Origin of the sequence: Streptomyces abyssomicinicus, assembly GCF_008974245.1 — a bacterium.
GTDB classification, from domain to species: Bacteria; Actinomycetota; Actinomycetes; order Streptomycetales; family Streptomycetaceae; genus Streptomyces; species Streptomyces abyssomicinicus.
In genome coordinates this window covers 292285-313868 of sequence record NZ_BBZI01000012.1, presented here as the reverse complement: position 1 = coordinate 313868, position 21584 = coordinate 292285, and the positions used below count along the sequence as shown (strand labels likewise).

At 72.9% G+C, this 21584-nt stretch carries 18 protein-coding genes and 1 pseudogene; 3 read left to right on the top strand and 16 right to left on the bottom strand.

What is annotated here, in order from left to right; genetic code table 11:
* Positions 1–41: 41 nt before the first annotated feature.
* From GBN72_RS28765 to pgsA, 15 genes and pseudogenes are all read right to left on the bottom strand, one after another.
* Positions 42–2579 (bottom strand): RelA/SpoT family protein, encoded by a 2538-nt coding sequence (locus GBN72_RS28765; protein ID WP_151774861.1) that lies wholly within the window; start codon positions 2577–2579, stop codon positions 42–44.
* Positions 2580–2862: 283 nt separating this feature from the next.
* Positions 2863–3402, bottom strand: coding sequence for an adenine phosphoribosyltransferase (locus GBN72_RS28760; protein WP_151774860.1), 540 nt, complete (start codon positions 3400–3402; stop codon positions 2863–2865).
* A gap of 4 nt (positions 3403–3406) precedes the next feature.
* Positions 3407–4501 carry a protein translocase subunit SecF gene (gene secF / locus GBN72_RS28755; protein WP_151774859.1) on the bottom strand — a complete coding sequence of 365 codons (1095 nt, stop codon included), beginning with the start codon at positions 4499–4501 and terminating at the stop codon, positions 3407–3409.
* Position 4502: 1 nt separating this feature from the next.
* Entirely contained in the window at positions 4503–6278 is a 1776-nt protein-coding gene (secD, locus tag GBN72_RS28750) for a protein translocase subunit SecD (protein WP_151774858.1), read from the bottom strand.
* A gap of 143 nt (positions 6279–6421) precedes the next feature.
* Positions 6422–6874 carry a preprotein translocase subunit YajC gene (gene yajC, locus GBN72_RS28745; protein WP_151774857.1) on the bottom strand — a complete coding sequence of 151 codons (453 nt, stop codon included), beginning with the start codon at positions 6872–6874 and terminating at the stop codon, positions 6422–6424.
* 178 nt (positions 6875–7052) lie between these two features.
* Positions 7053–8144 (bottom strand): Holliday junction branch migration DNA helicase RuvB, encoded by a 1092-nt coding sequence (ruvB, locus tag GBN72_RS28740; RefSeq protein ID WP_151774856.1) that lies wholly within the window; start codon positions 8142–8144, stop codon positions 7053–7055.
* Between the two features lie 10 nt (positions 8145–8154).
* The gene (gene ruvA / locus GBN72_RS28735) at positions 8155–8769 is read right to left on the bottom strand and encodes a Holliday junction branch migration protein RuvA (RefSeq protein ID WP_151774855.1); all 615 of its coding nucleotides are present in this window, start codon (positions 8767–8769) and stop codon (positions 8155–8157) included.
* A gap of 362 nt (positions 8770–9131) precedes the next feature.
* A pseudogene (gene ruvC, locus GBN72_RS28730) lies at positions 9132–9653 on the bottom strand (crossover junction endodeoxyribonuclease RuvC); the annotation flags it as partial.
* A 158-nt stretch (positions 9654–9811) separates the two neighbouring features.
* Positions 9812–10564, bottom strand: a complete 753-nt coding sequence (locus GBN72_RS28725; protein ID WP_151774854.1) for a YebC/PmpR family DNA-binding transcriptional regulator — start codon at positions 10562–10564, stop codon at positions 9812–9814.
* A 48-nt stretch (positions 10565–10612) separates the two neighbouring features.
* Entirely contained in the window at positions 10613–11227 is a 615-nt protein-coding gene (pdxT, locus tag GBN72_RS28720) for a pyridoxal 5'-phosphate synthase glutaminase subunit PdxT (protein ID WP_151774853.1), read from the bottom strand.
* An 8-nt stretch (positions 11228–11235) separates the two neighbouring features.
* Positions 11236–12147 carry a pyridoxal 5'-phosphate synthase lyase subunit PdxS gene (pdxS, locus tag GBN72_RS28715; RefSeq protein ID WP_151774972.1) on the bottom strand — a complete coding sequence of 304 codons (912 nt, stop codon included), beginning with the start codon at positions 12145–12147 and terminating at the stop codon, positions 11236–11238.
* Positions 12148–12292: 145 nt separating this feature from the next.
* On the bottom strand, positions 12293–12832 hold the full coding sequence (locus GBN72_RS28710) for a LemA family protein (RefSeq protein WP_151774852.1): 540 nt from the start codon (positions 12830–12832) through the stop codon (positions 12293–12295).
* 284 nt (positions 12833–13116) lie between these two features.
* Positions 13117–14280 carry a glycosyltransferase family 4 protein gene (locus GBN72_RS28705; protein WP_151774851.1) on the bottom strand — a complete coding sequence of 388 codons (1164 nt, stop codon included), beginning with the start codon at positions 14278–14280 and terminating at the stop codon, positions 13117–13119.
* Positions 14277–15203 (bottom strand): phosphatidylinositol mannoside acyltransferase, encoded by a 927-nt coding sequence (locus GBN72_RS28700; protein ID WP_151774850.1) that lies wholly within the window; start codon positions 15201–15203, stop codon positions 14277–14279. The genes GBN72_RS28705 and GBN72_RS28700 overlap by 4 nt, the downstream gene beginning before the upstream one ends.
* Positions 15200–15844 carry a phosphatidylinositol phosphate synthase gene (gene pgsA, locus GBN72_RS28695; RefSeq protein ID WP_151774849.1) on the bottom strand — a complete coding sequence of 215 codons (645 nt, stop codon included), beginning with the start codon at positions 15842–15844 and terminating at the stop codon, positions 15200–15202. The genes GBN72_RS28700 and pgsA overlap by 4 nt, the downstream gene beginning before the upstream one ends.
* Before the next feature lie 291 nt (positions 15845–16135).
* On the opposite strand from pgsA, the gene GBN72_RS28690 reads away from it, so the two are divergent.
* The gene (locus GBN72_RS28690) at positions 16136–18334 is read left to right on the top strand and encodes an elongation factor G-like protein EF-G2 (protein ID WP_151774848.1); all 2199 of its coding nucleotides are present in this window, start codon (positions 16136–16138) and stop codon (positions 18332–18334) included.
* A 266-nt stretch (positions 18335–18600) separates the two neighbouring features.
* The gene (locus tag GBN72_RS28685; protein WP_151774971.1) at positions 18601–20220 is read left to right on the top strand and encodes an AbeC-like domain-containing protein; all 1620 of its coding nucleotides are present in this window, start codon (positions 18601–18603) and stop codon (positions 20218–20220) included.
* Between the two features lie 77 nt (positions 20221–20297).
* Here GBN72_RS28685 and GBN72_RS28680 read toward each other — a convergent pair whose 3' ends face one another.
* Positions 20298–20858 carry an HIT family protein gene (locus GBN72_RS28680; RefSeq protein WP_151774847.1) on the bottom strand — a complete coding sequence of 187 codons (561 nt, stop codon included), beginning with the start codon at positions 20856–20858 and terminating at the stop codon, positions 20298–20300.
* A 67-nt stretch (positions 20859–20925) separates the two neighbouring features.
* On the opposite strand from GBN72_RS28680, the gene GBN72_RS28675 reads away from it, so the two are divergent.
* Complete coding sequence (locus GBN72_RS28675) at positions 20926–21576, top strand: potassium channel family protein (protein WP_151774846.1); 651 nt, start codon at positions 20926–20928, stop codon at positions 21574–21576.
* Positions 21577–21584: the final 8 nt, after the last annotated feature.

The following is a 21584-nucleotide window of genomic DNA, read 5'->3' as shown; positions in this document are numbered from 1 at the left end:
CACGGCCGGGGGCTTCGTCGTACGGGCTGCCCCGTCGGGCGTCAGCGGGTCTGCCGGGCGGAGGTGACGCGGTAGACGTCGTAGACGCCCTCCACGCCGCGCACGGCCTTCAGGACGTGCCCCAGGTGCTTGGGGTCGCCCATCTCGAAGGTGAACCGCGAGGTGGCCACCCGGTCCCGGGAGGTCTGCACCGCCGCCGACAGGATGTTGACGTGCTGGTCGGACAGGACCCGGGTGACGTCGGAGAGCAGCCGGGACCGGTCCAGCGCCTCGACCTGGATGGCGACCAGGAACACCGAGGACTGCGTCGGCGCCCACTCCACGTCGAGCATCCGCTCGGGCTCGCGGGAGAGCGAGTCCACGTTCACGCAGTCGGTGCGGTGCACGGAGACGCCGCTGCCGCGGGTGACGAAGCCGATGATCGGGTCGCCCGGCACCGGTGTGCAGCACCGCGCCAGCTTGACCCAGACGTCGTCGACGCCCTTGACCACGACGCCCGGGTCGGCGTTGGAGCGGCGCTTGCGGCTGCGCGCCGGCGGGACGCTCTCGTCGATCTCCTCGCTGGCCGCCTCCTCGCCGCCCATCGCCTGGACCAGCTTCTGCACGACGTTCTGCGCGGCCACGTGACCCTCGCCGATCGCGGCGTACAGCGAGGAGATGTCCGGGTAGCGCATCTCGTGCGCGATGGTGACCAGGGAGTCGCCGGTGAGGATGCGCTGGATCGGCAGGTTCTGCTTGCGCATGGCCCGCGCGATGGCGTCCTTGCCGTGTTCGATCGCCTCGTCGCGGCGCTCCTTGGAGAACCAGGCGCGGATCTTGTTCCGGGCACGCGGTGACTTGACGAAGCCCAGCCAGTCGCGGGAAGGCCCGGCGTTGTCGGCCTTGGAGGTGAAGACCTCGACGGTGTCGCCGTTGTCCAGGGTGGACTCCAGCGGCACCAGGCGGCCGTTGACCCGGGCGCCTATGGTGCGGTGCCCGACCTCGGTGTGGACCGCGTAGGCGAAGTCGACCGGGGTCGCCCCGGCGGGCAGCGCTATCACGTCGCCCTTGGGGGTGAAGACGAAGACCTCGTTGCGCGAGAGGTCGAAGCGCAGCGAGTCCAGGAACTCGCCCGGGTCCTCCGTCTCCTTCTGCCAGTCGAGGAGCTGGCGCAGCCACGCCATGTCGTTGACCGCGTCCTTGTCCTTGCCGGACCCGCCGGAGCGCGGGGCGTCGGTGCGGACCTTGGAGGCGCCGGCCACGGCCTCCTGCTTGTACTTCCAGTGCGCGGCGATGCCGTACTCGGCGCGGCGGTGCATGTCGAAGGTGCGGATCTGCAGCTCGACCGGCTTGCCGCCGGGGCCGATGACCGTCGTGTGCAGCGACTGGTACATGTTGAACTTGGGCATCGCGATGTAGTCCTTGAACCGGCCGGGGACCGGGTTCCATCGCGCGTGCACCGTGCCGAGGGCCGCGTAGCAGTCGCGGACGGTGTCCACGAGGACGCGGATGCCCACCAGGTCGTAGATCTCCGCGAAGTCGCGGCCGCGGACGATCATCTTCTGGTAGACGCTGTAGTAGTGCTTGGGCCGCCCGGTGACGGTCGCCTTGATGCGGGCGGCGCGCAGGTCGGCCTGGACCTCGTCGATGACCGTGGCGAGGTACTCGTCGCGCTTGGGGGCGCGCTCGGCGACCAGGCGGACGATCTCGTCGTACATCTTGGGGTAGAGGATCGCGAAGGCGAGGTCCTCCAGCTCCCACTTGATGGTGTTCATGCCCAGCCGGTGGGCCAGCGGTGCGTAGATCTCGAGGGTCTCGCGGGCCTTCTTCTCCTGCTTCTCCCGCTTGAGGTAGCGCATGGTGCGCATGTTGTGCAGGCGGTCCGCAAGCTTGATCACCAGGACCCGGGGGTCCTTGGCCATCGCGACGACCATCTTGCGCACCGTCTCGGCCTGCGCGGCCTCGCCGAACTTGACCTTGTCCAGCTTGGTCACGCCGTCGACCAGCAGGGCCACGGTGTCGCCGAAGTCCTGACGCAGCTGCTCCAGGCCGTACTCGGTGTCCTCGACGGTGTCGTGGAGCAGGCCCGCCATCAGCGTCGCCGGGTCCATGCCCAGCTCGGCGAGGATGGTGGTGACCGCGAGCGGGTGGGTGATGTACGGGTCGCCGCTCTTGCGCTTCTGGCCGCGGTGCCAGCGTTCGGCGACCTGGTAGGCCTTCTCGATCTGGCGGAGGGTGGCCGTCTCGGTCTTCGGGTCGTTGCCGCGGACTATCCGCAGCAGCGGCTCCAGGACGGGGTTGTACGCGCTGGAGCGCTGCACGCCGAGGCGGGCGAGGCGGGCCCGGACGCGGCTGGAGGAGCCGGAGCGGGAGGGGGCGGCGTTGGTGCTGCTGGCGCCGGCGGGCCCGGTGGTGCGGGAGGAGGGCCTCGGGCGGGCCTCCTCCGACGGCGCCGACGCCGTCCGGTCATGGGCGCCGCCGGCCCGGGGGCCCGGCTCCTCACGGATGTCCTGCGCGTCCGTGTCCGGCGCGGGGCTCGCCGCGTCGCCCTTCGCCCGCTCGGGCTGGGCGGCGGTCAGTGACTGGGCCTCGTCTGGCAAGAGGACTCCTCGGGCGCGGTCCGGGTCACCCGGTCGGGCCCCGGAGATCCCATGGTAGCGAGCGTTCCCCCTCGAACGCCCGTCAGCCGGGTGAGCGCCCGTTTTCGCACCCCGCCCCCACCACTCCCGCACGCCGCCCGCCACCCCCGCGTACGCCCCCGCGGGGCCTTGTTCAGGGCCCGTGTCCCGCGGGGCAGGCCCGCCGGGGCGGCGTACGACGGAGCCGGGCCCCGCGCGGTGAGGCGCGGGGCCCGGCTCCGGTGCGGCCGCGTGGGCCGAGGGGTCAGACGACGAGGAGGGCGGCCAGGGGCGCGCCGTCGAGGGCCGTCTCCAGGCGGGCCCGGCCCTGGAGGAAGGCCAGCTCCATCAGCACGGCGAGCCCGGCGACCTCGGCCCCCGCCCGCCGCACCAGCTGGAGCGACGCCTCGGCCGTGCCGCCCGTCGCCAGCACGTCGTCGACGACCAGTACCCGGTCGTCCGCGGACAGGTCCTCCGCGTGCACCTCGATCTCCGCCGATCCGTACTCCAGGTCGTACGCCTGGCTCAGCGTCGCGCCCGGCAGCTTGCCGGCCTTGCGGACCGGGATGAACCCGATCCCGGCCCGCACCGCCGCGGGCGCGCCGAGGATGAAGCCGCGGGCCTCCAGGCCCACGATCTTCGTCGCCCCGGTCCGCACCGCGATGTCCGCCAGCGCGTCGGTGAGCGCGACGAACGCGTCCGGGTCCGCGAGCAGCGGCGTGATGTCCTTGAACCTCACGCCGGGCTCGGGGTAGTCCTCGACCTCGCGGATGCGGCTGAGCAGCAGCGCCTGGATGTCCGTCACGGCGTCATCGCCTCCTTCCGGAGGCCCGGCCGCCGCTCCGGCCGGCCCGCGGGCCGACCACGGCGGGCCCGGAGCCCTCCGGGTCGTTCGTGTTCTCCGCGTCCGCGCCGACCGCCGCGGTCGCGCCCTCACCGGCCTGCGCGCGCTTGGCGAGCACACGTCGGCGCAGGTCCTTCATCTCCGGCTCGCGCTCCTTGAGGTCGGCGACGAGCGGCGTGGCGATGAAGATCGACGAGTAGGCGCCGGCCGCGAGGCCGACGAAGATCGACAGGGAGATGTCGTTCAGCATGCCGGCGCCCAGGACGCCACCGCCGATGAACAGCAGGCCCGCCACCGGCAGCAGCGCCACCACGGTGGTGTTGATGGACCGGACGAGCGTGCCGTTGATCGAGCGGTTGGCGACGTCCCGGTAGGTCCAGCGGGTCTGCTTCGTGATCCCCTGGGTGCCCTCCTTGAGGCTGTCGAAGACGACGACCGTGTCGTAGAGGGAGTAACCGAGGATGGTCAGCAGACCGATCACCGTGCCCGGCGTGACCTCGAAGCCCACCAGGGCGTAGATGCCGACCGTGATGGTGATGTCGTGGATCAGGGCCACCAGCGCGGCGAGGGCCATCCGCCATTCGAAGGCGATGGCCAGGTAGATCACCACGAGGACCATGAAGATCGCCAGGCCCTGCCAGGCCTTGTTGGCGATCTGCTCGCCCCAGCTCGGGCCGACGAGTTCGGCGTTGATCTGCTCGGGGTCGACCTTGAGCTTCTCGGCCAGCTCCGTCTTGATCTTGTCGGAGGCGCCGGTGTCGATGCCGGCCACCTGGACGCGCATGCCACCGGTGCCCAGCCCCTGGACGATGGCGTCGTGGCCCGAGGCCTCCTCGGCGTACGTCTCGGCCTGGGAGACCGAGACGCTGGTCTTCGGGGTGGTGAAGACGGCGCCGCCCTGGAACTCGATGCCCATGTGCAGGCCGCGGGTGGACAGGCCGACGATGGCGACGATCGTGATCAGGATCGACAGGCCGTACCAGATCTTGCGGTTGCCGACGAAGTCGTAGCCGACCTCGCCGCGGTGGAGCCGGGCGCCGAGGGTGCCGAGTTTCGACATCTCAGGCCTCCTTCGGTTCGACGAGGGCGGAGGAACGACGGCTGCGGCGCAGCGGGGGCTGCACGCCGAGGCGCTTCGGGTCCAGGCCGGACCAGCGGTGGCCGCTCGAGAAGAACGTGGTGCGGGCCAGCAGCGTCATCAGCGGCTTGGTGAAGAGGAACACCACGACCACGTCGAGCAGGGTGGTCAGGCCGAGGGTGAACGCGAAGCCCTGGACCTTGCCGACCGTCACCACGAACAGGACCGCCGCGGCGAGGAACGACACGAAGTCGGAGACCAGGACGGTGCGCCGGGCACGCGGCCAGGCCCGCTCCACGGCCGGACGCAGGGTGCGGCCGTCGCGGATCTCGTCCCGGATGCGTTCGAAGTACACGATGAACGAGTCGGCCGTGATGCCGATGGCGACGATCGCGCCGCAGACCGCCGGCAGGTTCAGCGCGAAGCCGATGGCCGGGCCGAGCAGCGACATGATCGTGTACGTCAGCACCGCGGAGACGCCCAGCGACAGGAGCGCGACGAAGCCGAGGCCGCGGTAGTAGGACAGCAGGTAGATCACGACCAGCGCGAGGCCGATGGCGCCGGCGATGAGGCCGCCCTCCAGCTGCTCGCTGCCGAGCGCCGGGGTGACGGTGGTGACGCTGTCCTCCTCGAAGGTCAGCGGCAGGGCGCCGTAGGACAGCATGTTCGCCAGCGACTGGGCCTCGGGCTGGGTGAAGTTGCCGGAGATCTCGGCGTTGCCGCCGGTCAGCGCCTGGCTGACGTACGGGTCGGAGACGACCTCGCCGTCGAGCACGATCGCGAACTGGTTCTGCGGGCTGGGCTGGGTGGCGAGCTTGCCGGTGATGTCGGCGAACTTGTCGCCGCCCTTGGAGGTGAACTCCATGGTCACGGTCCAGCCGGCGCCGGTCTGGGTGTTGAGGACGGCCTGGGCGTCGTCGATGTCGGTGCCGTCGACCTCGGCGGGGCCGAGGATGTACTTCTGCCACTGGCCGGAGCCGTTGCCGCAGGCGACGATGGAGTCGCCCGGCTTGCTGCCCTTGCCTGCCGTGGCGCGCTGCTTGGGGTCGGTGCAGTCGAGCTTGGCGTACTGCTCCTGGACCACCGCGTCGACCGGCGCGGCCGTGTCGGCCGGCACCGGGCTCTCGGCCGGGGCCTCGGGCGTGCCGCTCGCGTCGGGCGAGGGGGAGCTGGTGGCGGCCTTGAGACCCTCGGTCAGGGCGCGGCCCTGCGGGGACGCCTCCTCGGACGGGTCGGTGGCGGCGGGGGCCGAGGGAGAGGCGGTGGACTTCCCCGTGGGCTTCCCGGAGGGCTCTGCCGACGGGGAGGCCCCGTCGGTGGCGCCCGGCGTCGGGACGGCGGCGTCGGCCCCGGAGAGCTCCGTCTGCAGCACGGGCCGGAAGTACAGCTTGGCCGTGGTGCCGACCTGCTCCCGGGCCTGCTGCGAGTTGGTGCCCTTGGGGATGTTGACGATGATGTTGCGATCGCCCTGGGTCTGGACCTCGGCCTCGGAGACGCCCAGGCCGTTGACCCGGCGCTCCATGATGTCGACCGCCGTGGCCATGTTCGTCGGGTTGATCGCCGATTCCTGGCCCTTCTCGGCCACCGCGCGAAGCGTGATGCTGGTGCCGCCGGCCAGGTCGATGCCGAGACGCGGGGTGGTGTGACCGGAGAGGAACATGCCTCCGGTGAGCGCCACCATGGCGATCAGGATCAGGGCGAGGGCGCGTCCCGGCTTGCTCGGCGCGTTCGCGCTGCGGCCCTTCTTAGGTGCTGCCACCTTCTCGTACTCCCTCTCGGGCCGCCGCACGCACCTCTGGGGCCGGCGGGCGGCCATGACAAGTTCGGACCCCGTACGGAACGCTGGCGTTCCCCCCCGGGGTGCGCGGGGCGCGACCGGTCACCCCCCACGCCGGAGCGTGCCTACTTGGCGTCGGACTCGCCGTCGGTCTTCTTCGGCGCGTCCTCAGCCTTGCCGAGGTCGACGGGCTTGTCGTCGGCGACGGCACCGGTGTCGGAACCGGCGGCCGCGTCGTCCGCGTCGGTGAGGGAGGAGGCGTCGTCGGGAACGACGTCGCCCTTCAGCTCGGCCTCGATGCCGTGCACGATGCGGTTGTACTCGTCATCGGTGAGGACGGCGCCGATGGAGTTCTTGGCGAAGAGCAGTTCCACGCCCGGGCCGGCGTCGAGCAGCACGGTCTCGTCGTTGACCTCCTTGACCGTGGCGTACATGCCCCCGATCGTCCGGACGCCGGTACCGGGCTGCATCGAGTCCCGCATCTCGGCGGCCTGCTGCTGCTTCTTCTTGGCCGAGCGGGTCATCACGAACATGAACCCGATGAGAATGATGATGGGGAAAAGGGTCAAGATATCCACGGGACGGAGAGTTCCTTCGCACGACCGCGATGGTGAGCGGCCTGTTGACGGGGGTGTCGGAGCGCCGCCCGACAGGGGCGGCATCGGCGGAGTCTAAGCGAGCCCGCGCAGATGGAACAACGCCCAGCATGTCACCGGGGTTCCTTCCGTAGCGAGCTTTACCTGCCGTCACACGCCGTCACGCCCCGAACAGGTCCCCTTGTCCCACTTGGCCCGCCCCTGCCGCGCCGGGCGCCCCGGCGTGCGGCGGGGTGAGCCCGAGGTGGGCCCACGCGGCGGGTGTGGCGACCCGGCCACGGGGCGTGCGGGCCAGCAGACCCTCGCGGACCAGGAAGGGCTCGGCCACCTCCTCGACCGTCTCGCGCTCCTCCCCCACCGCCACGGCCAGCGTGGACAGACCCACCGGGCCGCCGCCGAACAGCTTGAGCAGTGCCTCCAGCACCCCCCGGTCCAGCCGGTCGAGGCCGCGGGAGTCGACCTCGTACACCCGCAGCGCCGCGGCGGCCACCTCACGGGTGATCACGCCGTCCGCCTTGACCTGGGCGTAGTCGCGCACCCGGCGCAGCAGCCGGTTGGCGATGCGGGGCGTGCCGCGGGAGCGGCCGGCGATCTCGGCGGCGCCCTCGGCGTCGATCTCCACGTCGAGCAGCAGCGCGGAGCGGTGGACGACCCGCTCCAGTTCCTCCGGCGTGTAGAACTCCATGTGCGCGGTGAAGCCGAAGCGGTCCCGCAGCGGCGGCGGGAGCAGCCCGGCCCTGGTGGTGGCGCCGACCAGGGTGAACGGAGGCAGCTCCAGGGGGATGGCGGTGGCGCCCGGGCCCTTGCCGACGACCACGTCGACCCGGAAGTCCTCCATCGCCATGTACAGCATCTCCTCGGCGGGCCGCGACATGCGGTGGATCTCGTCGAGGAAGAGGACCTCCCCCTCCTGGAGGGAGGAGAGGATCGCGGCCAGGTCGCCCGCGTGCTGGATGGCGGGCCCGCTGGTGATGCGGATCGGCGCGCCCATCTCGGCGGCGATGATCATGGACAGGGTGGTCTTTCCCAGGCCGGGCGCGCCGGAGAGCAGCACGTGGTCGGCGGTGGCGCCGCGGGCGCGGGCGGCCCGCAGGACCAGGTCGAGCTGTTCGCGGACCTTCTCCTGGCCGATGAACTCGCCGAGGTCCTTGGGGCGCAGCGCGGCCTCGACGGCCTGCTCCTCGCCGTCCGCGGACGCGCCGACCAGCCGTTCGGGGGCGATGGCGTCGTCGGTGGTGTCGTCCCAGTTCACCCAGGGTCTCCTAGCGGGCTCGGTTCAGGGTCTGCAGGGCCGCCTTCAGCAGGCGTCCGACCTGCGGGTCGGCCTCCGCCTCGGCCTGCGGGGCCACCGCCTCGACGGCGTCGTCGGCCTCACGGGGCGCGTAGCCGAGGCCGACCAGCGCGGCGTGCAGCTGGTCGCGCCAGCCGGCCGGGCGGGCGGCGAGGGCCGCGGCGGCGGGGCGCGCGGAGCCGACCGGGGCGCCGAGGCGGTCCTTGAGTTCCAGCAGCAGCTTCTGGGCGCCCTTCTTGCCGATGCCGGGGACGGCGGTCAGCGCCTTCTCGTCACCGGAGGCCACCGCCAGGCGCAGTGCGTCGGGGGTGTGCACGGCGAGCATCGCCTGGGCGAGCCGGGGCCCGACGCCGCTGGCGGTCTGGAGCAGCTCGAACACCTGCCGCTCGTCGTCGTCGGCGAAGCCGTAGAGGGTCAGCGAGTCCTCACGGACGACCAGGGAGGTGGCCAGCCGGGCCGCCTCTCCCTGGCGGAGGGCGGAGAGTGTGTTCGGCGAGCACTGGACGGCGATGCCGATGCCGCCCACCTCGACCACGGCGGAGTCCGGGGCGAGGGCGGCCACCGGGCCGCTGACGAAGGCGATCATGACGGGCGGCCTTTCGGTTGCTGGGGTTCGGCGTGCGCCGGGTCGGTCTGCGCGGGTCCGCCCTGCGCGGGGCCGCCCTGCGCGGGGCCGGCCTGCGCGGGGCCGGCCTGCGCGGGGCCGGCCTGCGGAGAGGCGGTCCGCGCGGGGCCGGTACGGCGGAGGGCACGGCTTGCGGGACGCGGGGCCTCGGGGGCCGGGGCCTCGGCAGGCATGGCCTCGGCGGGGGCGGCCCCGGTGGCCGTGGCCTCGACGGGCGTGGGCCCGGCGGGCGGGGCCCCGGTGGTCGGAGGTCCGGCGGCGGGCGACGCCTCCGGGGGCCTGGCCTTCGCCGGCCGGGGTCGCCCGAGGGTGCGCGTGGTGTGCTGGTTCCGCAGCGCCTGCCGGGCCACCGCGACCTGGAGGCGGTTCTGTGCCGGCGCCCGCCAGATGTGGCAGATGGCCAGGGCCAGCGCGTCCGCCGCGTCGGCCGGTTTCGGCGGGGCGTCCAGCCTCAGCAGGCGCGTCACCATGGCCCCCACCTGCGCCTTGTCGGCCCGGCCGCTGCCGGTGACGGCGGCCTTGACCTCGCTGGGGGTGTGCAGCGCGACGGGGATGCCCCGCCGGGCCGCGCAGACCATGGCCACGGCGCTGGCCTGGGCGGTGCCCATCACGGTGCGGACGTTGTGCTGGGCGAAGACCCGCTCCACGGCCACGAACTCCGGCCGGTACTCGTCCAGCCACTTCTCCAGCCCCTGTTCCAGGGCGACCAGCCGCAGCGCGGGCTCGGCGTCCACGGGCGTGCGGACGACGCCGACGCCGCGCATGGTCAGGGGCCGTCCGGCGACCCCCTCGACCACGCCGACGCCGCACCGGGTCAGCCCCGGGTCCACCCCCAGTACCCGCACCGCGTTCGCCTCCTGGACCGTTCCGCGTTCGTTCACCTGTTCCCGCAGGCAGGAAGGCTATCGCGCCGCACCGACAGGAGCCGCGAAGCCGACGGCGGGCCGGCGGAACGTGTCCGTCCCGCCGGCCCGCCGCGGCGCTGCGTCCAAGGTGGCGCCGATCAGGCGTCGACCTTCTCCATGACCTCGTCGGAGACGTCGAAGTTGGCGTAGACGTTCTGCACGTCGTCGCTGTCCTCGAGCGCGTCGATCAGCTTGAAGATCTTGCGCGCGCCGTCCTCGTCCAGCTCGACCTGCATGGTCGGGACGAAGTTGGCGTCGGCCGAGTCGTAGTCGATGCCCGCTTCCTGCAGCGCGGTGCGGACCGCGACCAGGTCGGTGGCCTCGCTGATGACCTCGAAGGTTTCGCCGAGGTCGTTGACCTCCTCGGCGCCCGCGTCCAGGACCGCGCCGAGGACGTCGTCCTCGCCCAGCTCACCCTTGGGGACGATCACCACGCCCTTGCGGTTGAACAGGTACGACACCGAGCCGGGGTCGGCCATCGAGCCGCCGTTGCGGGTCATGGCGACCCGCACGTCGGAGGCGGCGCGGTTGCGGTTGTCGGTGAGGCACTCGATGAGCACCGCGACACCGTTCGGGCCGTAGCCCTCGTACATGATCGTCTCGTAGTCGGCGCCGCCGGCCTCGAGGCCCGCGCCGCGCTTGACCGCGGAGTCGATGTTCTTGTTGGGGACCGACGACTTCTTCGCCTTCTGGATGGCGTCGAACAGCGTCGGGTTGCCGTCCGGGTCCGCGCCGCCGGTCCGCGCAGCGACCTCGATGTTCTTGATCAGCTTCGCGAAGAGCTTGCCGCGCTTGGCATCGATGACGGCTTTCTTGTGCTTCGTCGTGGCCCATTTAGAGTGGCCGGACATCTGCCTGTCTCCTTCGCGTAACCCATCTCCGTACGAACGGCAGAGATCCTACAAGGCTCCCGCCGTCCGCTTCGCCCGCACCATCTCGGCGAACAGCGCGTGCACCCTGCTGTCCCCGGTGAGCTCCGGGTGGAACGCGGTGGCCAGGGCGTTGCCCTGGCGCACGGCGACCACGGCGCCCTCGTGCCGGGCGAGCACCTCCACGCCCTCCCCGACCGACTCGGCCAGGGGCGCGCGGATGAACACCCCCATCACGGGGTCACCCGTCACACCGGCCACGTCGAGCACGGCCTCGAAGGACTCGTTCTGCCGCCCGAAGGCGTTGCGGCGCACGGTCATGTCGATCCCACCGACGCTCTGCTGACCCGAGCGCGGATCGGCGATCCGGTCGGCGAGCAGGATCATCCCGGCGCAGGTGCCGTAGACCGGCATCCCGGCTCTCACCCGCTCCCGCAGCGGCTCCAGCAGCCCGAACAGCTCGGCCAGCTTGGAGATCACGGTCGACTCCCCGCCCGGCAGGACCAGGCCGTCCACGGCGGCCAGTTCCTCGGGGCGGCGGACGGTGACCGCCGCGGCGCCGGCCTCGGCCAGCGCCGCGAGGTGCTCCCGGACGTCGCCCTGGAGCGCCAGGACGCCGATCACGGGACGGTCGGACTCCGTCATCTGAGGTGTCACCAGCCGCGGTTGGCGTAGCGCTCCGACTCGGGAAGCACGTCGCAGTTGATACCGACCATGGCCTCGCCCAGGTTGCGCGAGGCGTCCGCGACCACCTTGGGGTCGTCGAAGAAGGTGGTCGCCTTGACGATCGCCGCGGCGCGCTTGGCGGGGTCGCCGGACTTGAAGATGCCGGAGCCGACGAAGACGCCCTCGGCGCCGAGCTGCCGCATCAGCGCGGCGTCCGCCGGGGTGGCGACGCCGCCGGCGGAGAAGAGCACCACGGGCAGCTTGCCGAGCTCGGCGACCTCCCGGACCAGCTCGTAGGGGGCGCGCAGTTCCTTGGCCGCGGCGTACATCTCGTGCTCGTCCAGGCCGCGCAGGCGGGAGATGTCTCCCTTGATCTGCCGCAGGTGGCGGACCGCCTCGACGACGTTGCCGGTGCCGGCCTCGCCCTTGGAGCGGATCATCGCGGCGCCCTCGGAGATCCGGCGCAGCGCCTCGCCGAGGTTGGTCGCGCCGCACACGAACGGGGTGGTGAAGGACCACTTGTCGGAGTGGTTGACCTCGTCGGCCGGCGTCAGCACCTCCGACTCGTCGATGTAGTCGACGCCCAGCGCCTGCAGCACCTGCGCCTCGACGAAGTGGCCGATCCGGGACTTGGCCATCACCGGGATGGAGACCGCCTCGATGATGCCCTCGATCATGTCCGGGTCGGACATCCGGGCCACGCCGCCGTCCTTGCGGATGTCGGCCGGCACGCGCTCCAGGGCCATCACGGCGACCGCGCCGGCGTCCTCGGCGATCTTCGCCTGCTCCGGGGTGACGACGTCCATGATGACGCCGCCCTTGAGCTGCTCCGCCATGCCGCGCTTGACGCGGGCGGTGCCGGTGACGGGGGCGGACCCGGAGCCGTTGAGGGTGGACATGAGCATGCCTCACAGGGGTGCGAAGGGGTGGTGTGACGACCCGGGGGCAGGGTCCCCGCGTCCCTGTGAGGAAACGCCGCGGGGCGGGTGCGGGACAAGAGCCAATGTGCAGGGCGTGGCCTGCCCGGGGCCCGGGGCCGTCGGCTCAGACGCGCTCGACGAGGGCGGCGGGGGCCTCGTCGTCCATCTCGAACGCCATCGGGAACGGGGCGTGGCCGGCCAACCGGAACCAGCGCACCTTGCGGTGCCGGCGCAGGGCGCGGGCGGCGCGCACGGCGTCGTTGTGGAACCGGCGGGCCATCGGCACGCGGCGCACCGCCTCGGCCAGTTCGCGCACCGCCTCCTCGCCGCCGCGCGCCTCGCGGACGCCCTCGACCTGCTGCGCCTCGGCGAAGACGGCGCGCAGCGCCTGGCTCAGCTCGCTCTCGGCGATCTCCCGGTGCTCCTCCTCGGCCTGCCGGGCCTCGTGGGCGGCCTCGTACAGCACGATGGAGGCGGCGGGGTCGAGCACGCCGGCGGTGGCCAGTTCCTGGGCGACGGAGGCACGGCGCAGCAGTTGGGCGTCCAGGGCGGCGCGGGTGGCGTCGATCCGGGCGTGCAGCCGGTCGAGCCGGCCGGCCGTCCAGCTCAGGTACAGCCCGATCGCGACGAGGGCGACGAGGATCCAGATCAGCGTTGCGGTCACCGCGGCAGGGTATCCGCCCCGCCCCGCCCCTCCGCGCCGGCCGCCGGTACACCCTGCGGGCAGTCGTGCGCCCGGGCGGCACGGGTGGGCGCGGGCCGGCGCGTACGCACGGGACGGTTCGCCCGGCGGAAGCCGAGCCGCCCCGGGCCGCGGTCCCACATGCCCGGAACCTCCGCGCCGCAGGGGCTCAGCCGTTCCGGGCCGCGGCCCCAGCCCCTGTGCACGGAGCGTCCGCCCCGCCCCCGTGGATCACGCTGCCAGGGAGGCGCCCCCGCGCGAAGGGGTCAGTCGCGGGCGAGGCCCAGCCGGGCCCGCAGCCCCGTCGCGCGGTCGTCCGCGGCCACCGCCGCCGCGCCCGCGGTCACCGTCTCGTAGACGGACATGATGTCGGCCCCGACCGTCGACCAGTCGAACCGCCGGACGTGCGCACTGCCCCGCTCCCGCAGCTCCTCCCGCCGCGCGGGATCGCCGAGCAGCCGGACCGCCGCCACGGCCAGCGCGTCCGCGTCCTCGTTGGCGAACAGCTCCCCCGCCGCGCCCTGGTCCAGGACCTGCGCGAAGGCGTCCAGGTCGGAGGCGAGCACCGGCGCGCCCGCCGACAGCGCCTCGACCAGGATGATCCCGAAGCTCTCCCCGCCCGTGTTGGGCGCCACGTACAGGTCGACCGACCGCAGCAGCCGCGCCTTCTCCTCGTCGCTGACCATGCCGAGGAACTCCACCCGGGAGCGCAGCTCCGCGGGGAGCGAGGCGACCGCCTCCTCCTCGTCGCCGCGCCCCGCGACCAGCAGCCGGGTCTCCGGCCGGGCGGCGAGGATCCGCGGCAGCGCCCGCATCAGCACCGGCAGGCCCTTGCGGGGCTCGTCGATCCGCCCTATGAAGCCGATCGTGCCGCCCTGCCACTCCGGCTTCGGCTCGGCCTTGGCGAAGAAGTCGACGTCCACGCCGTTGGGGATGACCACCGCGTCGCCGCCGAGGTGCTCCACCAGCGTGCGGCGGGCGTACTCGCTCACCGCGATCCGCGCGCTGATCTTCTCCAGCGCGGCCTGGAGGATCGAGTAGGCCGCGATCATCGCCCGGGACCGCGGGTTGGAGGTGTGGAAGGTCGCCACGATCGGCCCCGAGGCCGACCAGCAGGCGAGCAGGCCCAGCGAGGGCGAGGCCGGCTCGTGGATGTGGATGACGTCGAAGGCCCCGTCGTGCAGCCAGCGCCGCACCCGCGCCGCGGACAGGAAGCCGAAGTTGAGCCGGGCCACCGAACCGTTGTACGGCACCGGCACCGCGCGCCCGGCGGAGACCACGTAGGGCGGCAGCGGGGTGTCGTCGTCGGCGGGCGCCAGCACGGACACCTCGTGGCCCTGCCGCACGAAGTACTCGGCGAGGTCCCGGATGTGGAACTGGACGCCGCCCGGCACGTCCCAGGAGTACGGGCAGACGATGCCGATCCTCAACGGTCCTCCCCCTTGCCGCTAACGCCCCGGTCGTCGAGGTCCGCGAGCCACAGCCGCTGGAGCATGTGCCAGTCCTCCGGATGCTCGGCGATCCCCGACGCGAACGCGTCGGCGAGACGCTGCGTCATCACGGCGGACCTCTCGGCGCGCGTGCCGTGGTCGGGCACCTCCACCGGCGGGTGTATCCGCGCCTTCATCACCGGGGTGTCGTCGAACCAGAGGGTCACCGGGAGCAGCAGCGCCCCGGTCTGCTGCGCGAGTATCGCCGGCCCGGCCGGCATCCGCGCCTTCTCCCCGAAGAAGTCGACCTCCACGCCGGAGGCGGACAGGTCGCGGTCTGCGACCAGGCAGACCAGGCCGCCCTTGCGCAGCCTCCGCGCCAGGGCCCCGAAGGCCGAGCCGCCGGTGTGCGGCAGCACCTCCATGCCCAGGCCCTCGCGGTAGGCGACGAACCGGTCGTAGAGGCTGTCCGGCTTCAGGCGTTCGGCGACGGTGGTGAACGGGGTGCCCAGGTGCGTGGTGACCCAGGCCCCGGCCAGGTCCCAGTTGCCCATGTGCGGCAGCGCGAGTATCACGCCGCGGTCGTCGGCGAGGGCGTCCTTCAGCAGGTGGACGTCCTCGGCCTCCATCCCGGCGGCGATCCGCTCCTTGCTCCACGCCGGAAGCCGGAACGACTCCATCCAGTACCGCAGGTAGGACCGCATGCCGGCCCGGGACAGCTCGGCGAGCCGCTCCGGCGTGGCGTCGGGCACCACCCTGGCCAGGTTCCGCTCCAGCCGCAGCACGCCCGCGCCCCTGCGGCGCCAGGCGGTGTCGGCGATCGTCCGGCCGAGCCGCACCGCGGCCGGCTCGGGAAGCTTCTTCACGGTGGCCCAGCCGAGCCCGTAGAGGGAGTCGGCGAGCCTGTCCTTGAGGGCGCTCACGAGACCGTCCCGGCGTCCGCCTCGGCGGCCTCGCGGCGCACCGTGACCACCCGCTGGACCAGCGTGACCAGGCTGCCCACGGCGACGATCCACAGCGCCAGCGGCAGCAGCACGTCGACTCCGGGCACGCCGAAGGCGTGCAGTCCCGCGAGCCCGGCCGCGACCAGCGTCACCACCAGCCGCTCGGCGCGCTCCACCAGGCCGTTCACCGCGACCGGCAGGCCGATCGACTCGCCGCGCGCCTTGGTGTAGGACACCACCTGGCCGCTGGCCAGGCAGAAGATCGCCACCGCGCACAGCGTCACGCTGTCGCCGCCGCCCGCGTACCAGAGGGCGATGCCGCCGAAGACCGCGCCGTCCGCGACCCGGTCCAGCGTGGAGTCCAGGAAGGCCCCCCACCGGCTGGAGCGGCCGAGCTGGCGGGCCATGTTGCCGTCGACCAGGTCCGAGAACACGAACAGGGTGATGACGATCGTGCCCCAGAAGAACTCGCCCACCGGGAAGAGGACCAGCGCGCCCGCGACCACCCCTGCGGTCCCCAGCACGGTGACCGTGTCGGGGCTGACGCCGAGACGGATGAGAAACGCGGCGAACGGTGTGAGAACACGCGTGAAGAATGCACGCGCGTACTTGTTCAGCATGGCCTTCCCGAGGGTCGTTGCGGCCGGCGCCCCTGCTGGCCACCGGCCCGGCCCATCGTAGCCACGCCCTCCCCGACCCGGGGGCGGGGCACCCTCGGGGTCGGGTCACGTCCTGGCCACGACCCTCTCCCGGCCAGGTCACGCGGGGTGCCCGTCCCTCGTATGGACGACTCCCGGTGACGGTGCGAAGCTCGAAGGGAACCGCGGGCGCGCGCCGGGCGCCGCCGCAGCGGCCCCTGGGACCGTGCCCCGCGCCACCACCGACCTCACCGTGCACGGGAGGGCAGGACCATGGGCGACAGGAACAGCCATCACCCCGGAGCCGCCGGAGGGGCGGCGACGGTCGACCGCCCCGCCTCCATACGGAACGTGGCGCTGGTCGGCCCCACCGGATCGGGCAAGACCACACTGGTCGAGGCCCTCGCCCGGACCGCCGGCGCGGTCAACCGGGCGGGCCGGGTCGAGGACGGCGGCACCGTCTCCGACCACGACGAGATCGAGCAGCGCCGCCACCGCTCGGTGCAGCTCTCCCTGGTACCGCTCACCTGGGGCGGCTTCAAGATCAACCTGCTGGACACCCCCGGTTACGCCGATTTCGTCGGGGAACTCAGGGCCGGTCTGCGCGCCGCGGACGCGGCCCTGTTCGTCGTCTCCGCCTCCGACGGCGTGGACGCCGCCACCCGCGCCCTGTGGGACGAGTGCGCGGCGGTCGGCATGCCCCGCGCCATCGTCGTCACCCATCTCGAGTCCGCCCGCACCGGTGTGGAGGAGATGACCCGGCTGTGCGCCGAGGCCTTCGGCGGCGGCGACCCCGACGCCGTCCTCCCTCTCTACCTGCCGCTGCGCGGCCCCGCGGGGCCCGACGGGCAGGCCCCCGTGACCGGTCTGATCGGCCTGCTCACCAAGAAGCTCTTCGACTACTCCTCCGGCGAGCGCGCCGAGCACGACCCCGACGCGGACCGGATCCCGGTCATCGAGCGGGCCCGTGACCGGCTGATCGAGGGCATCATCGCGGAGAGCGAGGACGAGACCCTCATGGACCGCTACATCGGCGGCGAGGACCTCGGCCCCGACACCCTGATCGAGGACCTGGAGAAGGCCGTCTCCCGCGCCGCCTTCCACCCCGTCCTGTGCGCCGCCCCCGCCCCGCCCGGCGCCCGCCAGGGACTGGGCACGGTCGAGCTGCTCGACCTGATCACCCGCGGCTGCCCCACCCCGCCCGAACGCCGCGCACCGGTCGTCACCTCCCTCGACGGAACGCCCCGCGACCTGCGGCTCGGCGACCCCGCCGGGCCCCTGGTCGCGGAGGTGGTCAGGACCGCGTCCGACCCCTACGTCGGCCGGATGTCGCTGGTCCGCGTCTTCTCCGGCACGCTGCGTCCCGACACCGTCGTCCACGTCTCGGGGCACGGCCTGACCGACCGCGGCCACGAGGACCACGACGTCGACGAACGCGTCTCCGCCCTGACCAGCCCGTTCGGCAAGCAGCAGCGCCCCGTCACGCACGCCGTGGCGGGCGATCTGGTCTGCGTCGCCAAGCTCTCCCGCGCCGAGACCGGCGACACCCTGTCCGCCAAGGACGACCCGCTGCTGATGACGCCCTGGGCCCTGCCCGACGCCCTGCTCCCGATCGCCGTGGAGGCCCACTCCAAGGCGGACGAGGACCGGCTCTCCGAGGGCCTCGCCCGCCTCGCCGGCGAGGACCCGACCATGCGGCTCGAACACGACCGGGACACCCACCAGGTCGTCCTGTGGTGCCTGGGCGAGGCCCACGCCGAGGTCGCCCTGGAGCGCCTGCGCACCCGTTACGGCGTCCGGGTCGACGTCGTCCCGCACCGGGTGGCGCTGCGCGAGACCTTCGCCGCGCCGGCCGCCGCGCGCGGACGGCACGTCAAACAGTCGGGCGGGCACGGGCAGTTCGCGATCTGTGAGGTCAGGGTCGAACCGCTGCCGGCGGGCTCCGGCATCGAGTTCGCCGACGAGGTGGTGGGCGGCGCGATCCCCCGGCAGTTCATCCCCTCCGTGGAGAAGGGCGTCCGCGCCCAGGCCGCCAAGGGGGTCGGCTCCGGTCACCCGCTGACCGACGTGCGGGTCGTCCTCCTCGACGGCAAGTCGCACTCGGTGGACTCCTCCGACGCCGCCTTCCAGACCGCCGGCGCGCTCGCGCTGCGGGAGGCCGCCGCCGACGCCCGGCTCCACGTCCTGGAACCGGTGGCCGAGGTGACCGTGCTGATCGGCGACGCCTACGTCGGCGCCGTGATGAGCGATCTGTCCTCCCGGCGCGGCCGCGTGCTGGGCACCGAGCAGACCGAGGGCGGCCGGGTCCTGGTCCGCGCCGAGATCCCCGAGCTGGAGATCGAGCGCTACGCCGTGGAACTGCGCTCCCTGGCCCACGGCACGGCCGGCTTCAGCCGCCGGTACCTGCGCCACGAGCCGGTCCCCGAGCACGTCGTGCGGCGGCTGCGCGAGAAGGAGGCCGCACCCGTCTGATCCCGCGCCCCCGGCCCGCCGCAACAGTGCGCCCCGCGCCGGGGGTTGACCGGGCCCCCGTCCTGGGCAGTGTGTGTAGTGCGCGACCGGGCCCGGACCGGTCGGCCCCCGGGCGGACGATTCCGCCGAGGGCCCACCGGGCCCGTGAACCGGCCGTTAGGCTGACGAACCGGTCTCCGGTCGTGCGGGAAGGCCAGGACACACCGCCGTGGGAACACCGCGGCAGGGGGGCGGAAAGAACCGTGTCGAGCGACGCATTCGGGCCGATGGTCCCGGCAGCCGGCGGCGAGGGGCTGAAGGCGACCTTCGCGCTGGCCTCCGCGGCCTACCGGGACGACCCGGTCGAGAAGATACTCGACGCCGACAACGAGTGGCACCGGTCGAAGGTCAACCCCGGCAAGAGCTGGGCCAGGATCTTCCGCCCCAACCTCGGCGAGGCATTCTCCCGCGCCGTGGTCGACCGGCTCCTCGACCCCGGCCGCAAGCCGGTCGTCCAGTCCTTCGGCATGGACCCGCAGACCGTGGTCGTGCACTGCCTGGCCGCCAACGGACTGCGCCGCACCCGCGACCTCCGCCTCACCGCCGTGATGCTGCTCTGCGGGGTGCTGTTCCTGCCCGGCCTGCTGGCCTGGCTGCTGGTCTTCCAGATCCGGGCGAGCCTCGCCAAGGCGGAGAACCGCAGGACCTCCGGCATGGGCACCGTGCTGCTGGCCGCGTTCGGCCTGCTCGCCGTGGTCTTCTTCGTCCAGATGCCCTTCGCCGGCTTCTGGGGCTGGTACTCGCGCGGCGCGGTGATCGCCCCGGTGATCGGCTGGGTGGTCGCCAAGCGGATCTGCGAGACCACCGCCAAGGACCTCCGCGACCGCTGGGCGTCCCTGCTCTCGGGCAGCAGCATCGGCGCCAAGGTGCCCGAGGCGGTGCCCTCCAGCCCCGACGAGTCCGCCGACCAGCTCCGCCAGAGCCTCAACCGGCTCGGCTCCGAGCAGCAGTCCAACGTCACCTTCTACGCCGGTCCCAAGGGCATCCTCGGCATGGGCACCCGCTGGGGCAGCTGGCAGATGGCCGAGGACCTCGAACCCGCCGAGGAGGGCAAGGAGATCTACGCCTTCCGCAGCTGGGACGTGGTCCGCGCCATCCACGCCAAGCTGTCCTTGATGGAGCGCACCCCGGTCCCCACCGAGGGCATCCCCAAGCCGTCGGTGGAGCACTGGATCGTCTCCCCGATCGGCGAGGGGGCCGACGCGGTGGCCCGGCCCGACGGCACCGACGTCGACAACTTCCGGTACAAGTCGCACGCCATACAGCAGATCTGCAACCGCCAGCAGTTCGGCAGCGGCGACCGCCACTACCTGGGCGTCCAGTGGGTCCTCTGGGACGGACAGCTGGTCCTCACCATGCTGATCAACGTCACGGTGCTCTACCAGACCCTGCGGATCGAGGTCACCGGGCACGCCCTCGGCCCCGTGCACGGCCTGTTCAACTCCGGGCCGGCGGCCAAGGAGAAGTCGGTCGACAAGGCCTTCAAGCCCTGGGAGAAGCGCACCGTGGCGCTGCCGCTGGTCGACAGCGACGAGGTGGTGCGGCTGGCCGCGCGGGCGCCGCTGACCTGGTTCCACAAGCCGCTCAACTGGCTCGGCGGCAGCATGAGTCTCCCGGAGCCCTTCGGCCTGCGGCACTCCTGGGCGGAGCAGCCCTGGCGCCACCGGTTCATGGCCGACGACGCCATGCGCGTGGCCACGCCGGTGCTCCGCGCCGTGCACCAGGCGGCGATCGGCATGTTGCGCGAGCACGGGGTCGCCACCGAGAAGTTCGGGGCGCGCTCGTCCGTGGTCAGCGGCGCGGTGCAGGACCCGGCTCCGCGCAAGGCGGACAGCTACGACGCGTAGGCCCGCCCGGCCGGTCGCGCGCCGTCCCGGCCCGGCGCGCCGGGAGCGGGTCCGCGTCCGGTCCGCGCCGGGTGGTGTCAGGCCGAGGGCCAGGCCGCCGCGATCATCGCCCGGGTGTCGGCCAGCAGCTGCGGCAGCACCTTGGTGTGGCCCACGACCGGCATGAAGTTGGTGTCCCCGCCCCAGCGGGGCACCACGTGCTGGTGCAGGTGCGCGGCGATCCCCGCTCCGGCGACCGTCCCCTGGTTCATGCCGATGTTGAAGCCGTGCGCCCCGGAGCAGCGCCGCAGCGCCGTCATCGCCTGCTTGGTGAGCTCGCCCAGCTCGGCCGTCTCCTCGGCGGTCAGCCCGGTGTAGTCGGCGACGTGCCGGTACGGCACCACCATCAGGTGACCGCCGTTGTACGGGTACAGGTTGAGCACCGCGTAGACGTGGGTCCCGCGCCGGATCACCAGCCCGTCCTCGTCCGACTTGGCGGGGATCGAGCAGAACGGGCATCCGTCGCCGGCCTCGGGTCCGGTGGGCTTGTTCTCGCCCTGGACGTAGGCCATCCGGTGGGGGGTCCACAGCCGCTGGAAGGCGTCCGGCGAACCCACCCCGATCTGCAGCTCCGGCTCACTCGTCATACCAGGCAGCATATGGCGTCGCCCGTACGGAACGTGTCGCCGGGGGCGGCCGCCGCCCCCGGCCCGCCAGGCTGGCGGCATGGACACCCGTGACCCCCGCGAGGACCGCGCCGAGATCCCGCTCGCCGTGGCCTCGCTGCTGTTCCTCGCCGCCTACGCCCTCCTCGTCCTCAGCACCGGGCTGCCCGACGTGTGGCACAGCCTCGCCCTCGCGGTGATCGCCGCGGTGTGGCTGCTCTTCGCCCTCGACTACGCGGCCCGCTGGCGCCGCAGCGGCCAGGGCCCCCGCTTCGTGCGCACCCACTGGCTGGACACGCTGGTCCTGGTCCTGCCCCTGCTCCGACCGCTGCGGATCGTCCGGCTCTACGAGGCGGTGGTGCGGCGGCGGGGGCGGCCGCGGTTCTCCCTGCAGGCGCGGGTGATGTTCTACGCCGGGGTGTCCGTGCTGCTGATCGGGTTCGCCGGGGCGCTGGCCGTCTACCAGCAGGAGCGGGGCGCCCCCGGCGCCACCATCCGCACCTTCGGCGACTCCGTGTGGTGGACCTGCTCCACCCTGGCCACCGTCGGCTACGGCGACGTGACCCCGGTGACGTTCATGGGGCGGACCATCGCGGTCGCCCTGATGGCCTGCGGCCTCGCCCTGCTCGGCGCGGTCACCGGCTCCTTCGCGTCGTGGCTGATGACGGTCTTCGCCACGGACGAGGAACGCGAGAGGCCCCCGGGGAGCTGAGCTCCCCG